Annotated in this window: 13 protein-coding genes and 1 riboswitch; of the genes, 4 read left to right on the top strand and 9 right to left on the bottom strand. The window is 71.4% G+C overall.

What is annotated here, in order from left to right; genetic code table 11:
- Positions 1 to 8: 8 nt before the first annotated feature.
- The gene (locus ABZ725_RS39210) at positions 9 to 1595 is read right to left on the bottom strand and encodes a GMC oxidoreductase (RefSeq protein ID WP_358807164.1); all 1587 of its coding nucleotides are present in this window, start codon (positions 1593 to 1595) and stop codon (positions 9 to 11) included.
- A gap of 104 nt (positions 1596 to 1699) precedes the next feature.
- Positions 1700 to 2842, bottom strand: a complete 1143-nt coding sequence (locus ABZ725_RS39215; protein ID WP_358807165.1) for a glycosyltransferase family 4 protein — start codon at positions 2840 to 2842, stop codon at positions 1700 to 1702.
- 101 nt (positions 2843 to 2943) lie between these two features.
- On the opposite strand from ABZ725_RS39215, the gene ABZ725_RS39220 reads away from it, so the two are divergent.
- On the top strand, positions 2944 to 4212 hold the full coding sequence (locus ABZ725_RS39220) for a glycosyltransferase 87 family protein (RefSeq protein ID WP_358807166.1): 1269 nt from the start codon (positions 2944 to 2946) through the stop codon (positions 4210 to 4212).
- 113 nt (positions 4213 to 4325) lie between these two features.
- Here ABZ725_RS39220 and ABZ725_RS39225 read toward each other — a convergent pair whose 3' ends face one another.
- Positions 4326 to 5675, bottom strand: a complete 1350-nt coding sequence (locus ABZ725_RS39225; RefSeq protein WP_358807167.1) for an MATE family efflux transporter — start codon at positions 5673 to 5675, stop codon at positions 4326 to 4328.
- 113 nt (positions 5676 to 5788) lie between these two features.
- Between ABZ725_RS39225 and ABZ725_RS39230 the strand changes: the two genes are divergently transcribed.
- Positions 5789 to 6325, top strand: coding sequence for a PadR family transcriptional regulator (locus ABZ725_RS39230; RefSeq protein ID WP_358807168.1), 537 nt, complete (start codon positions 5789 to 5791; stop codon positions 6323 to 6325).
- Here ABZ725_RS39230 and ABZ725_RS39235 read toward each other — a convergent pair.
- The 5 genes from ABZ725_RS39235 to ABZ725_RS39255 form a co-directional block, all read right to left on the bottom strand.
- Complete coding sequence (locus ABZ725_RS39235) at positions 6313 to 7575, bottom strand: hypothetical protein (RefSeq protein ID WP_358807169.1); 1263 nt, start codon at positions 7573 to 7575, stop codon at positions 6313 to 6315. The genes ABZ725_RS39230 and ABZ725_RS39235 overlap by 13 nt on opposite strands.
- Positions 7576 to 7618: 43 nt before the next feature.
- Positions 7619 to 8641 carry an NlpC/P60 family protein gene (locus ABZ725_RS39240; RefSeq protein WP_358807170.1) on the bottom strand — a complete coding sequence of 341 codons (1023 nt, stop codon included), beginning with the start codon at positions 8639 to 8641 and terminating at the stop codon, positions 7619 to 7621.
- A 244-nt stretch (positions 8642 to 8885) separates the two neighbouring features.
- Entirely contained in the window at positions 8886 to 9926 is a 1041-nt protein-coding gene (locus ABZ725_RS39245) for an NlpC/P60 family protein (protein ID WP_351912428.1), read from the bottom strand.
- 212 nt (positions 9927 to 10138) lie between these two features.
- On the bottom strand, positions 10139 to 11482 hold the full coding sequence (locus ABZ725_RS39250) for an NYN domain-containing protein (protein WP_358807171.1): 1344 nt from the start codon (positions 11480 to 11482) through the stop codon (positions 10139 to 10141).
- A gap of 37 nt (positions 11483 to 11519) precedes the next feature.
- A complete protein-coding gene (locus ABZ725_RS39255; protein ID WP_351912426.1) occupies positions 11520 to 11759 on the bottom strand; it encodes a hypothetical protein in 240 nt (79 codons plus the stop codon).
- A 183-nt stretch (positions 11760 to 11942) separates the two neighbouring features.
- Between ABZ725_RS39255 and ABZ725_RS39260 the strand changes: the two genes are divergently transcribed.
- Both ABZ725_RS39260 and ABZ725_RS39265 read left to right on the top strand, forming a co-directional pair.
- Positions 11943 to 12728: a rhomboid family intramembrane serine protease gene (locus ABZ725_RS39260; protein ID WP_358807172.1), complete on the top strand. Its 786-nt coding sequence runs from the start codon at positions 11943 to 11945 to the stop codon at positions 12726 to 12728.
- Positions 12725 to 13003 carry an Lrp/AsnC ligand binding domain-containing protein gene (locus tag ABZ725_RS39265; RefSeq protein WP_351912423.1) on the top strand — a complete coding sequence of 93 codons (279 nt, stop codon included), beginning with the start codon at positions 12725 to 12727 and terminating at the stop codon, positions 13001 to 13003. The genes ABZ725_RS39260 and ABZ725_RS39265 overlap by 4 nt, the downstream gene beginning before the upstream one ends.
- 3 nt (positions 13004 to 13006) lie before the next feature.
- On the opposite strand, the gene ABZ725_RS39270 is transcribed toward ABZ725_RS39265, so the two are convergent.
- Positions 13007 to 14374, bottom strand: coding sequence for an aminotransferase class V-fold PLP-dependent enzyme (locus tag ABZ725_RS39270; protein ID WP_358807173.1), 1368 nt, complete (start codon positions 14372 to 14374; stop codon positions 13007 to 13009).
- 143 nt (positions 14375 to 14517) lie between these two features.
- Positions 14518 to 14634, bottom strand: a riboswitch (SAM riboswitch).
- Between the last annotated feature and the right edge of the window lie 42 nt (positions 14635 to 14676).

A 14676-nucleotide genomic window follows, 5' to 3' on the forward strand; every position in this document is an offset into this window, starting at 1 on the left:
CGGTTGCGTCATGGCGCGGCGTCCTCGGCGAGGACCCGCGCCATCGTGCGTTCGGCGAGCGCGGTGATGGTGACGAACGGGTTCACCCCGATGTTGCCGGGCACCAGTGAGCCGTCGGTGACGTAGAGCTTCGAATACCCCTTCACCCGGCCGTAGTCGTCGGTCGCCTTCCCCAACACGCAGCCGCCGAGCGGGTGGTAGGTGAAGTCGTCGGCGAAGACCCTGCTGGGGGTGCCGAAGAGGTCGGAGCGGTAGATCGTGGCGTTCGCCGAGTTGATCCGGTCGAAGAGTTTCTTCGCCATGCCCATGGAGACGGCGCTCTGCGCGGCGCTCCAGCCGAGCTTCACCCCGCCCGAGGCGGCGTCGTAGGTGAACGCGGCCCGCTGCGGGTTCTTGGTGATCGCCAGATACAGGCTGACCCAGTGCTCCAGTCCCGTCGGCAGCGGGGCTATCTCGGCGAAGACGGGGTTGGCGGTGTTGGCCCAGTCGTCGATGCCCATGACCGGCATGGTCGACTGGTTGGCGCCGACGGTGTCCCACAGATGGTTGGCCCGCCCGAGCATCACGTTCCCGTTGGGCCCCCAGCCTGCCCCGACGCTCGCGTCCAGCGCGGGCAGCGTGCCCGTCTCCCGTGCCCGCACGAGGAGTTCGCTGGTCCCGAGGCTGCCGCCGCCGAGGAACAGGTAGGTGCAGCTGTACTGCTTGGTCTCGACGATCCGTCCCGTGTCGTCGATGCGATCGGCGGTCAGGAGGTACGTCCCGTCGCTCGCCCGGCTGATCCCGCGCACCTTCTCCATGGTGTGGATGGTGACGTTGCCGGTGCCCAGCGCGGACGCCAGATAGGTCTTGTCGAGGCTCTTCTTGCCGTAGTTGTTGCCGTAGATGACCTCCTGCCCGAGGGCGGACCTGGTCGCGGTGCCGGCCGCCTCGCGCTGCATGTAGCCGAAGTCGTAGACGCTGGGCACGAAGGTGGTCTTCAGCCCGGTGTTCACCGCGTGCTTCCGGGAGACCCGGCTGAACCGGTACCACTCGGTCGACTCGAACCAGGCGGGGTCGATCGTGTTGACGCCGAGCATGGCGCGGGCGCGCGGGAAGTACGTGGAGTACATCTCCGTCGCGTTCACCGTCGGGAACTGCTCGGCGAAGTAGGACTGGAGCGGGGTGACCGCCATCGAGCCGTTGACCAGGGAGCCGCCGCCGACCCCGCGCCCCACGAAGACGGACATGTTCGCGAAGTGCACCCGGTCCAGGACACCGGGGTAGAGGCTGATGTCCTTGTTGACGACGTCCAGCCACAGGAAGGTGGCCAGCGGCGCCTCGGTGCGGGTCTTGAACCACATGGAGCGCTGGTCGGGGCTAGCGGTGTTGCAGAAGACCTTGCCATCGGCGCCGGCCGTGTTCCACAGCCGGCCCATCTCGAGGACAAGGGTGCGGATTCCGGCCTGACCGAGGCGCAGGGCGGCGACGGCGGCGCCGTACCCGGATCCGACGACGATGGCGGGGGCGGATTCGACGGCTGCGGGCTCGGCCGCACGGGCGGACTGCAGGCCGACGCGGGTGAAGCCGAGGGTGGCCGCCGTCTGGAGGGCGGCCATACCAAGGATTTGACGTCTCGTCAGCTGACGGTGCATCAGTTTGGCTGTCATGTGCGCAGCATCAGCGGATTTTCACCCTCCGCCTAGAGCAAAGGGGGAAAAGTCTAGAACAATGTTTTCAAACGCTCCGCGAGCAGATCCCACCGCCACTTCTCCTCGACCCAGGCACGCCCCCGCTCCCCCATCCGACGGCGCAGCTCGGCGTCCCCCAGCAGCACGACGATGCGCTCGGCGACGTCGGCCGGAGAGCCGCCCCGCACGACCCACCCCGTCTCCCCGTCGAGCACGGCGTCGGGAGCGCCCCCGGAGTCCCCGGCGACGACGGGCAGCCCGGTCGCCGACGCCTCCAGATAGACGATCCCCAGCCCCTCCACATCGAGCCCGCCCCGCCGCGTCCGACAGGGCATCGCGAAGACGTCCCCGGCGCCGTAGTGGGCGGGCAGCTCCGCCCAAGGCACAGCCCCCGTGAACCGCACCGAACCGGCGACCCCCGTCTCCTGGGCGAGCCGCCGCAGCTCCTTCTCGTACGGCCCTCCCCCCACCACCAACAGCACCGCCTCCGGCTCGGCGGCCAGGATCCGGGGCATGGCCAGGATCAGTGTGTCCTGCCCCTTCCGCGGCACCAGCCGCGAGACGCACACGACCACCGGCCGGTCGGTCAGCCCGAGCCGCGCCCGCACCTCGTCGCCGCCCGACCCCGGGTGGAAGGTCTTCTCGTCGACGCCCGGCGGCAACTGCACCATCCGCCCGGCGGCCTCGGCGCTCAGCGCGGTCGCGATCCGCGAACGCGTGTACTCGCCCAGGTACGTGATGGTGTCCGTGGCCTCACCGATCCGCCCCAGCAACTGCCGCGCGGCGGGCAACTGCGCCCACCCGGCCTCATGCCCGTGCGTGGTGGCCACCAGCCGCTCGGCGCCGGCCTTCCGCAGCGCCGGCGCCATCAGCCCGAGCGGCGCGGCCGCCCCGAACCACACCGAGGTGCACCCGTGCTCCCGCAGCAGCCCGACGGCCCGCCGGGTCGCCCCGGGCGTGGGCAGCAGCATCGTCGTGGCATCCCGTACAACAGCGAACGGCTGCTCGGCATCGAAGGCGGCCGTGGCCTCGACGCCCTCCCGCCCCCGCTTCCAGGTCGACGCGTAGACGACGAGCCGGTCCGGGTCGAGCCGGAGCGCCATGTTGTGCAGGAACGCCTGGATACCACCCGGCCGGGGCGGAAAGTCGTTGGTCACGATCAGGGTCTTGTGCATCGCACCCGACCCTATCCAAACGCTGTTCACAGCCGCGCCCACCCGCGCCTCACAGCCCACCGGGAGATCATGTGGCGAACAGGAACGGACGGGGGCCACCGGTGGACAGCACGGACGTGAAGCGCCCCCTGACGCACCTGCTGACGACCTGGGGCGTCACCCGCCTGGCCCTCCTCCTGTTCGTCTTCAAGGTGTTCCTCTTCCCCGGCCCGGACGTCACCACCGACGTCTCGGTCATCTACCAGGGCTGGTACGAGATCCTGCGCACCGGCGCCTTCCCGGCCACCGACATCACCTGGCAGTACCCGCCCGCCGCCGCCCTGGCGATCCTCTCCCCCGGCCTGCTGCCCTTCCTCGACTACGCGTCGGCCTTCTTCGTCCTGGCCTTCCTGGCCGACCTGGCCGTCCTGATGTTGCTCCTGGACTCAGGCCTGCGCCCCGGCCGCTCACCGCGCGGCGCCTGGATGTGGGTGGCGGCCGTCCCCCTGCTCGGCCCCACCGTCTACGCCCGCTACGACGTGATGGTGACGGCGGTGGCAGTGGCCGCGCTGATGGCTGGCGTCCGGCACCCCAGGGCGATGGGGGCGCTCACCGCCTTGGCGGCCCTGCTGAAGGTCTGGCCGGCACTCCTCCTGGCAGGCGCAGTACGCAAACGGGCCTGGACGACCACGGCGGCAACAGCCGCCGCCCTCGCCGCCCTCTTCGCCTTCACCATGCCCGGTGCCTTCGCCTTCCTCGCCTACCAGCACGACCGGGGCACCGAGGTGGAGTCGGTGGGCGCCCTCGCCCTCCACGTGGCCCGACAGTTCGGCTGGCAGGGCGAAGTCCTGTTCCGCTACGGCTCCCTGGAGTTCGTGGGCCCGTACGTGGACCTGGTAGGAAACGTGGCCCTCGCCCTGACAGCCCTGGCCCTCGGCTGGCTGCTCCTGTGGCGCCTCATGGCCGAACACCTCGCACCGCACACCCTCGCGGAGGCGGCCTTCACGGCGGTCCTCCTCTTCACGGTCACCAGCCGGGTGATCAGCCCCCAGTACCTCGTCTGGCTGATCGGCCTGGCGGCGGTCTGCCTCTGCTCCCGAGAAACCCGCATGACCCTGCCGGCAACCCTCGTCCTGACAGCGTCCCCCCTCACCACGCTGGAGTTCCCGATCTTCTTCTCGGACGTGGTGGCAAGCACCCCCCTGGGCGTAACCCTGCTACTGCTGCGCAACACCCTCCTACTGACAGCCGCCCTCACAGCAGCCACCCGCCTCTGGCGCGCAACGGTGCCCCGACCCAGCGGCCCTTCCCCGACGCACCGCCCTCGACGCACGCGCGGCCGCCCGTCGACGGGAGTGGGTCGTGGCGGTGCGGCGCAGCCCGTCGCTTAGCTCGTCACAGCCAGGTCCCACTGTGGCAGCAGGCAGCAGTACGCCCAACACGCGACGGGCTCGCCGCACCGCCACGACCCCGACCCACCCACAGGGCCTGCGCACGACCCGGCTCAGCCCACCCGCACCACCACCCCGGCCGCCTCGCGCTCCCGCTCCCGTTCCCTTTCCCGCCACAACACCACCCCCACCGCCCCACACTGCACCCCCATCGCAAGCGCCAGCGCCAAGGACACCCCCGGCAGCCCAAGCCCCGACAGCCCATACGCCAACGGCAACTGGACGGCCGTCCCCAGCACGGTCACCCGCAACAGCACGCCCGCTCCCCCGCTCCCCTCGAAGACCCCGCCCAGCGCGATGAACCCGGCCATGAGCAGCAGATACGGCCCGACCGAGCGCAGGAACAGCACGCCCTCGCCGGCAACAGCGGACCCGGCGCCGAACGCGGCCATGATCCAGGGGGCCGCACCCCCCAACAACACGGCGGCCACCAGTCCGACGGCCCCGGACACCACCACCGCCTGCCGCGCGATCGCCCGCAGCCCGCCCCCGTCCCCGCCCCCGTCGCCGTCCCCGCCCGCGCCGCGGGTGTGCGCGGTGTGGATGGAGGCGGCCTGGCGGACGGCGTAGAAGGCCATGGTCGCCACGTACAGGACCTTGTAGGCGATCGAGTACGCGGCCACCGCCGTCACCCCGAGCCGCGCCACCACGGCCACCATCCCCAGCGTCCCGGCCTGCCGGACGGTGAAGTCGGCGGACATCGGCAGCCCGGTGGTCAGCGTCCGCCGCAGACAGACCCCGACGCCGAAGGCGGGCTCGGCGGCCGTCCGCAGCAGCGCGTTGCGGCGCAGGGCGAGCAGCCCGACCCCCAGGGCCACGCTCCGGCACAGCACCGTGCAGGCGGCGGCGCCCTGGACGCCGTACAGGTGGATGAGCAGCGGGTCGCCGACCAGGATCAGCCCGTTGGCGAGGAGGGCCAGCCGCATCGGGGTCCGGGTGTCACCGGCGCCTTTGAGGATGCCGTCCACGAGTTGCTGGGCGAAGAAGACGGCGATGCCCGGCATCGAGATCGCGAAGTAGGACACGGCAAGGGGCAGGGCCGGCCCGCCGCCCCCACCGAGAACCAGCCGGGACAGCGGCTCGCGCAGCAGGAACCCCCCGATCGCGACCACCGGCGTGACCACGGCACACAGCGCCCAGCCGCCCCGTACGGCCGCGCGCACGGCCCCCGGATCCCGCGCGCCCCGGGCATGGGCGACCAGCACGGTCGTCCCGGAGGCGAACACCAGCGCGACGCCGAGCAGCACGTTCTCGGCGTTGGTCGCGACGGCGACGGCGGCGACCGCCGGCCCACCGAGCCGGGACACCCAGACGGTGTTGATGACCCCGGCGGCCACGGAGGCCAGAAGCGAGAAGTAGACGGGCCGAGCCAGCACGATGAGCTGCTCCCGATGACTGTTCACAACGCATCCCCTTAAAACCGAGCTACCTCGAATCGCGCTACCTCGAATAGAGGTAGCTCGATAAGAGGTAGCATGACGTCGTCGCATCCGCAAGGAAAGGTCGTCGAAGGGCCATGCTCGAACTGTCGATCCTCGGATTCCTGGCCGAAGAGCCACTGCACGGATACGAGTTGAAGGAGCGGATCACTGCACTGACCGGCCACGTCCGCCCGGTCAGCGACGGCGCTCTCTACCCGGCGATCACCCGTCTCGTCACCGCAGGCAAGCTCGACCAGCGCACCGAGGACGGCACGGGCGCGGCCCCCCGCCGCGTGCTCTCCCTCACCGACAAGGGGCGCGCGGACCTGCTGGAACGCCTCCGCCACCCCAAGGACACGGAGATCACCGACCATGTCCGCTTCAACACGGTCCTGGCGTTTCTGCGGCACCTGCCCGACCGCCGGGAGCAGGCGGCCGTCCTGTGCCGCCGGTCGGACTTCCTCGAGACGCCTGCGAGCTTCTTCTACGCCGAGGGCCGACCCGTACGCGCGGAGGAGACGACGGACCTGTTCCGACAGGGCATGCTGCGCGTGGCCCGGGCGACGGGCGAGGCGGAGCGGGCGTGGCTGCGCGAGGCGATCGAGGAGCTGAACGCAGTTCAGCCGAGCTGAGCCTTCAGATAGGCCCGCCAGTCAGCCGTGAACTGCTCCGAAGAGGTGCCCAGCACGCTCCGCAGCGCGCCCTCCACCGCCCCGGCCCGCGCCCGGTGCTCCCCCACGGCCCGGTAGAAGGCGTCCAGCTTCACCTCGCCCCACCGCTCGGCGATCATCCGGCAGGCCAGCCACCCGCCCTCGTACGCCTGCGCCAGCCGGTTGGCGTCACCGTAGAAGCCGAAGTCGCCGTCGGCGGGCAGCGCCTCCGGCATGTTCCCGTCCCTGACGGCCTGCTGGAGCTCCGGCGCGGCCTCGGCGGGCGTGCGGCCGGTCTCGCGGTAGCCGACCCAGTCGGCGAACCCCTCGGACAGCCACAGCGGGGTGGCGGCGTTGGTGTGGGCACGGGTGGCGACATGGGTGGTCTCGTGGGTGAGGACCACCTGCCGACCGACCTGGCCGAGCAGGTCGTACGCGTCCGGGTTGACGACGACCCGGTCCGCGGGGGTCTTCGCGCCGCCGCCCGTCTCGCCCGTGGTGACCGCGGCGATCCCCCGGTAGGCGGAGGCGGGCGAGCCGAGCAGCCCCGCCATGCCCTCCAGCGACTTCGGCACGAGGACGACGACATGCCCGGCCCAGTCGGTGCCCCAGGCCGCCGACACGGCCGGCACGGCGCCGTCGGCCAGCTCCGCGAAGGACCGCAGCCGCGCGTCGGACTGCCCGACCCCCAGCACCAGGCTGTGCGCGCCCCGGACGACGCGCACGACGCCCTGGTCCCACAACTGCTCGCCGGCCTTCGCCGCGGGCTTCTCCGACGTCACCGACCACCGCCCGGCCCCGTCACGGGCCAGCCGCAGGGTGCGGCCCACGGTCACCGGGGCCTTGTCGTAGCCGTCGACCCGGTAGCTGAGTTCGGCGTCGGCGGTGGCGCTGTCCCCGCTGCGCTGCAGGGCCGTCACCCGGTACGCCCAGCCCGCCAGCGGCACGGCCCGCACGGCGGCGTACCCGGCGGCGGCGCCGGTGGCCGCGTAGGCGCTCGCGTCATGACCGAGGAGGGCGGCGGCCCGCCGGTCGAGGACCCGCTGCACATCGGCCCGCGCACTGTCCGTCCCGGTCCGCCCGCCGCAGCCGACCAGCCCGACGAGCAACAGGACGACCAGCGGGACAAGCCGCGCATGAAACCGCAGACCAAGCCGCGGAGCGAGCCGTGGAACGAGCAGCGGGCAGCGGCCCGGAACCCCGGATCCGCGCGCCCGCCGTCCCTCAGCCATCCCCCCGATCGTACGGCGGCAGCCGGGCGCGGGGTGCTGTGGGTCAGGGCCTGGTGACGGACGAGACCGGCATCATCCCGACCGGGTCGTAGCGCACGGGCGCGCCCGGGTAGGGGGCGTGGATGACCTGACCGTTGCCGACGTACATGCCGACATGACTGGCGTCGGAGCGGTAGGTGACGATGTCCCCGGGCTGGGCCTGGGAGAGCGGGATCCGGCGGCCGGCGTGCGCCTGGGCCTGCGAGGTGCGCGGGATGGAGACTCCGGCCTGCGCGTACGACCACTGCATGAGGCCCGAACAGTCGAAGCCGGTGGGCCCGTTGGCGCCCCACACGTACGGCTTGCCGAGCGCGGAGCGGACGGCGGCCACGGCGGCGCCCGCACGGCCGGAGGACGGCACGGCGCCCGAGAGGTCGGGCATCTCCTCGCGGCCGGAGCGGGAGGCCCGGTCGTAGGCGGCGCGTTCGTCGGACGGCAGGGAGTTGAGCAGCTGCCGCGCCTTGGCGAGCTTCTGCTCCACGGTCCGCTTGTGGCTGACGACGGCCTTGCGGCTCTTCTCCAGCTCGGCGAGCTTGCGGGCCGCCTCGGAGCGCTCCTGGGTGAGTTCGCGCATCGCGCCCTGGAGTTGGCTCAGTTCGCCGGCCTGGTGGGCGGTGATCCGGTCGAGGACGGACGCCTTGTCGAGGTAGTCCTCCGGGTCGTCGGAGAACAGCAGCGCCAGGGAGGGGTCGAGGCCGCCGGAACGGTACTGGGCGCCGGCCAGCGAGCCGAGCTGTTCGCGCAGGCCGTTGATGCGCTCCTGCTGCCGGGCGATGTGGTCCTGGGCCGTGCCGACCTGCCTGCGCAGTACGTCGACGTGTTCGTCGGCCTTGTTGTAGGCCTCGGTCGCCTTCTCGGCCTCCTCGTAGAGACGGTCCACCTCGGCACGGGTGTCGTCGTGCGGTGCGGCCGTGGCCGGTACGGCGGACACCGCGCCGAGTGCGGCGGCCGCGACGGACAGCACGCCCAGGGCGCTGCAGGCGCCCCGGTCGAACCCGGATCGTGCAAGTCGGCGATGGGACCCCACGGGAAGCCGCGCTCCTTCCGCTGGCGGACAGGGAAACGCGGGAGACAGTAGCCCTGTGTCAGGGGGTCGGCCAAAGACCTCGGCGGGCACGCACAGTGACGCCCCGCCGCTGACGCAGGTCACCGGCGGGGCGTGGGGTCACAGCTCGTTGTCGTAATTCGCCCGTTCGGGCGGCGTGGTGTCCTGATCTTGAAGTCGATCAGGCTCCGTACCGAGCTCGATCAGGTTCCGGTCCCGGGATGGATCAGACCCGGACGCCGAACATGAACGGGCCGCCGATCGTGCTCATCGACTCGTAGCGCACGACGGTACCGGTGCGCGGGGCGTGGATGATCTGGCCGTTGCCCGCGTACAGACCCACGTGGTGCAGGTCGTTGAAGAAGAACACCAGGTCGCCGACCTTGAGGTCGCTCTGGGAGTAGATGCGCGTCCCGTCGTTGGCCTGCGCCTCCGAGGTCCGCGAGATGCCGACGCCGGCCTGCGCGTAGGCCCAGGAGGTCAGGCCCGAGCAGTCGTACGTGGCGGTGCCGGTGGCACCGTACTGGTAGGGCTTGCCGAGCTGGCTCTGGGCGGCCTGGAAGGCGGCCATGGCCCGGCCGGAGCCCGCGGGGGCGTCACCGAGGTCGACCCGCTCACCGGCGTCACGGCTGGCGCGGGCGTCGGCGGCGGCGAGGTCCGCCCGCTCCTTGGCGGTCAGCGTGTTGAGGAGCGCCCGCGCCTCGGCGAGCTTGCCCTGCACCGTCTTCTTCTGCTTGGCCAGCTCGGTGCGGGTGGAGGCGAGGTCCTTGAGCTTGCTGGACGCCTCGGAGCGCTCCTGGGCGAGCTCGCGCTGCTTCTCCTGGATCTTCTTCAGCGCCTCGACCTGCTGGGCGCTCAGCTGGTCGGCGGTGGACGCCTTGTCCAGGAAGTCGTCCGGGTTCGAGGACAGGAGCAGCTGCACGGACGAGTCGATGGACCCGGTGCGATACTGCGCGGCCGCCGCCAGGCCTATGGAGTCGCGCAGCTCGTTGAGTTCCGCCTGGCCGCGGGCGACGTTGTCCTGGATGGTGGAGATCTCCTTCTGGAGCTTCTCCTGCTTCTCCTGGGCGCCGTTGAGCTTCTCGGTGGCCTGCTCCTGCTCTTCGTAGAGCTTGTCGACCTTGCTCTTGACCTCGTCCTTGGTGGGCTTCGCACTGGGCGCCGCGTTGGCGGCCTGGGAGCTGAGGACGACGGCAGCGGCAGCTGCGGTGGTCAGCACGGTCACGCGCACGCGACTCGGCTGCTTCGGTCGACGGTGGGACGCCACGGAGACGGGCTCCTTCTTTTGAGTGATCACCCGTGTGGAGGTTCGAGCACCAGACCTTAGTGACCCAGCCGTGATCAGTTCAAATCCTCGGGAGAAAAAAACCCATCACGCAACACAGTTTTTTCACACAACTCACGCGCAGCAATGCTCGATTGACGCTACGTTGCGTGATCATTCAGTCAATTCAGGCATTAAACCAGTAACTTCGACCTTCAGGACAGTCGCTTCAGAAGTACCGCGGAAGCCACCGGTCGGGCACCCGCCTTCGCGACCCCGTCGGCCACCTCGCGGTCGGTCGAGGCGACGATGACCGGCCGGCCCGGCGGCTCGGCCCGGACCAGCTGACGGATCAGCTCGTCGGCCGTGACCCCGGGCTTGGAGAACAGCACCCGCACCCCGCGCGGCGGCGCGAGCAGCACCGGAGCCGCCAGTTCGGCCCCGTCGAAGACACAGGTGACCTCGGCGCCGGTCTGCGCGGCGAGCTGCGAGAGCTGCCCCAGCAGCCGCAGCCGCTGCTTCTCCAACGGCATCTGCGGATACCCGGTCTTGGTGACGTTGTAGCCGTCCACGACGAGATGCGCCTGCGGCAGCGCGAGGAGCTGGTCCAGAATGGCCGGATCATGCTCGGACAGGGCACGCGCGGCGATGTCCTTCGGGGTCATCCGCCCGGGCTCGACCGCGTCGACGGTCTCCGCGGGGCGCACCGACAGCGGCGGCAACGCCAGTTCCCGCCGCAGCCCTTGGGCCGCGTCCAGCACGGTGTCGAGCAGCAGCCGCACCCGCATGTCCTCGACGCTGCGCCCCTCGCGCGCCGCCCGCCGGGCGGCCTCCAGGGCGGCCTCCGTCTCCCCGAGCCGCCCCTTCAGCCGCCGCGACTCGCTCTCCGCGGCGGACACCTGGGCATGCCCCTCGGCCCGGACGGCCTCGATCTCGCTCTGCACCTTGCGCAGCGCGGCCTCGCCCCGCTTGACGTCGCTGAGGGCCGAACGCAGTTTGCGGTTGAGCGAATCGGCTTCCCTTTTCGCCACGTCCAGTTCGACGCGCAGCCGCTCGGTGTCCGCGCGGGTCTGCTCACGCGCCCGGTCCAGCTCCTCGCGCAGCCGCTCCAGCTCGGCCCGGCTCTCCTCGTCGGCGCGCTCGGCGTCCGCCCGCTGGGCCTCCTCGCCGGCCGCGGTGACCAGCTTCACCCAGCCCGTGGGCCGCAGTACATAGGCCGCGGCCGCCACGTCGAGCGGGTCCGCGGCCGGGGTCGGCGAGCCGGAGTCGAGAGCGCCGGAGAGTTCCGGCTGGGCTTCTCTGAACTTCTCGGCGATGCGTTGCCGGAAGAGCGGATCGGTCTCCAGCGCGGCGGCCATCGCGTTGCCGGCGAACTTGGCCCGCCGGTTCGGCGCGAACCGCGCGTACTGGCGCAACTGGGCGGGCAGTTCGCCGACGGTCAGTCCGCCGAAGCCGTCGGACACGATCGTGACGACCCTGCGCCGCACGCCGTCCGGCAGCGGACGGTCGAGCATCTCGGCGGCGCCGTCGCCCGGCCCCCCGCCTGCGCTCTCCACCATCCGTCACACCCCAATACCTGTGCGGGGCCGGCTCCCGTCAGGAGCCGGCGCCCGGCCGATCCACGAGTTCCACCTGGTCCACGGCGTTGCACCAGCGGCACCGCACCGTCTCGATGGTCTCACTGACCACCTCGCGCTCCTCGACCTTCGGCTCACCGGCGAGGTCGAGGTGCACGTACTCGACGACCTTCGACGAGCGCGTCACGTCGAAGCGCGTGAGGTTGCCGCAGAGCGTGCAGCGCCACCGCGTCGTGGCGGTCGGCAGGGGAACCGTCATCGTGACTTTCCGCTTCCTTCTAGTGTCGTACTTCCAGTGTCGGGGTCGGGCCGGAGGCTCCCCCGCGTGTATGGCTCGTAACCCTACGGCCTGGCGCGTACTCGCCGCCCATCCGATCACCGCGCCCATCCGGCGGCGAGGCGGTCTGTGCTGGTGCGTCCTGTTCCGTCATGCTCTGTGGTCATGATCAGCAACTGGAGCGGGACGGTCGGCAGGACGGTCCGCAACCCCTCGGCGCCGGTGACCTACGGACTGATCGCCGTGTGTTGCCTGATCTTCGTCATCGGCCCCGCCTCGGGCTTCAATCCGGGCTACGGCGCCGGCGACGAGCTGCTGGCCGCGCAGCGGGCCTACTTCCGACGCTGGGGCGTGGTGCCCGCCGAGCTCTTCGCGGGCTCCCCACGGGCCGCCCTGACCCCGGCCACGGCCCTGTTCGTGCACGGCAGCTGGGTGCACCTGCTGGGCAACATGCTCTTCCTCCACGTGTTCGGGGCGATGGCCGAGGAGCGGATGGGCCGCGTCGAGTTCACGCTCTTCTACCTCGGCTGCGGCTACCTGGCCCTGCTGGGCTACGCCGCCGCCAACGCCGGGTCCGCGCAGTCCCTGGTCGGCGCCTCCGGGGCGATCTCGGCGATCCTCGGCGCGTTCGTGTACCTGTTCCCCCGGGCACGGGTGACCAGCCTCCTGCCGTTCCTGTTCTTCCTGCCGCTGCGCTTCCCCGCCTGGGTCGTGCTGCCCTTCTGGGCGGCCCTGCAATGGGTCGCGGCGGGCCGGGCCGCCCAGGGGCCAGGGGTGGCCTACCTGGCCCATGTGGTGGGCTTCGGCCTGGGGCTCGTCTACGCCTGGGCCCGTTTCGGACACAGGAAGGGCCCGAAGGGCGGCCTCGGCAGAGCGGCGGCGGGAGACGAGCGGGCGACTAGAGTGAGGGCCGCCCCAGCAACGGCCCCCGAGGGAGAGAACCAGCCGTGATCACCGCGATCGTCCTCATCAAGACCAGCGTGGACCGGATCCCCGAGATCGCCGAGCGGATCGCCTCGCTGGACTCCGTGAGCGAGGTCTTCTCCGTCACCGGGACCTACGACCTGATCGCCATGGTCCGGGTGAAGCAGCACGAGGACCTGGCGGAGGTCATCCCCGGGAGCATCAGCAAGATCCCGGGGGTCGAGGGAACGGACACGCACGTCGCCTTCCGCACCTACTCCCAGCACGACCTCGAGGCCGCGTTCGCCATCGGCCTGGAGTAGGCCCTACACCGCGGGGACGCAGCGGCCGTCCTGGGTCCGGTACCGCCACCGCGCGCCGTCGGTCACCAGTTCCCGTACGGCGGTCACGAAGCGCTCCACGTGCTCGTCGGGGGTGCCCGCGCCGAAGCTCACCCGGATGGCGTTGAGGGACTTCTCCCCGGGGGCCGCCTCGGGGGCGCCGCACTCGCCCTGGCTGTGCAGGTCGCCGCCCAGGAGGGTGCGGACCAGCGGGTGGGCGCAGAAGAGGCCGTCCCGGACGCCGATGCCGTACTCGGCCGAGAGGGCGGCGGCGAAGTGGGAGCTGTTCCAGCCCTCGACGACGAAGGAGATCACGCCCACCCGCGGGGCGTCGTCCCCGAACAGGGACAACACCCTGACCTGCGGCACCTCGGCCAGACCGGCCCGCACCTTCTCGATCAGGTACTGCTCACGGGCCACCAGCGCCTCGAAGCCGGCCTCGGTCAGCGCCTTGCAGGCCGCGGCGATGGAGTACGCACCGATCACGTTCGGGGAGCCGGCCTCGTGGCGGGCGGCGCTCTCGTGCCACTCCACGTCCACTCCCCCGTCCTCGCGCCGGGTGACCTTGCGGCTGGCGCCGCCGCCCGCGAGGTACGGGTCGGCGGCCCGGAGCCAGTCGGCGCGGCCGGCCAGGACGCCGGAGCCGAAGGGCGCGTACAGCTTGTGGCCGGAGAAGGCGACCCAGTCGACGTCGAGGTCCTGCACCGACACCGGGTGGTGGGGGGCGAGCTGGGCGGCGTCCAGGACGATACGGGCGCCGTGGGCGTGCGCGGCCGCCGCCAGCTCGCGCACCGGCCACAGCTCGCCGGTGACGTTCGAGGCGCCGGTCACGCAGACCAGGGCCGGGCCGTACGGGTCACGGTCGGCGAGGGCGCGCTCCAGGGTCTCCACGGCCTGGCGCGGGGTGCGCGGGGCGTCCAGGTAGGTGACCCGGGCGTCCTTCCAGGGCAGCAGCGAGGCATGGTGCTCGGTCTCGAAGACGAAGACCTGGCAGTCGGCGGGGAGGGCCGCGGCGAGCAGGTTGAGGGAGTCCGTGGTGGAGCGGGTGAAGATCAGCTGGTCGTCGGGGCGGCAGTCCAGGAACTCGGTGACCGTCCGGCGGGCGTTCTCGAACAGGTCGGTGGAGAGCTGGGAGAGGTAGCCGGCGCCGCGGTGGACGCTGCCGTAGTAGGGGGCGTAGGCCGCGACGTCGTCCCAGACGCGCTGGAGGGCGGGAGCGCTGGCCGCGTAGTCGAGCGCCGCGTAGGCGACCTCGCCGCCCGTGACGAGCGGAACGGTGACATCCCGGCCCAGAACGGGCAGAGGCGCACAAACGGTCTGGACAGAGGCAGCGGTGAAGACGGAAACGGACATGACGGAACTCCCGTGTGAGGCAAGGGAAAAGTGAAAAGGGGTACGCGGAAGCGGGGCTCTGCGCCCTATCGCATTCGCTTGCTCACAGAAGGCTCCCTCGATGACCAGGATCCCTGGCCGCACGCTCTCAGAAGCGTGTGAGGGATCCGCGCTTGCCGTGCACCTTGTTGTGCACAGCCTGGTCTTCACCCGGGGCACCCCGCCACGGACGGAGGGTTGCCGGACAGTCGGCCGGGGCCTCTTGACTGTCACTCATGACCTGACAAAGGAACGTACGCGATGTGATCGTCGTCCCGCAACCC

Source organism: Streptomyces sp. NPDC006872 (genome assembly GCF_040635845.1).
Taxonomy (GTDB): domain Bacteria; phylum Actinomycetota; class Actinomycetes; order Streptomycetales; family Streptomycetaceae; genus Streptomyces.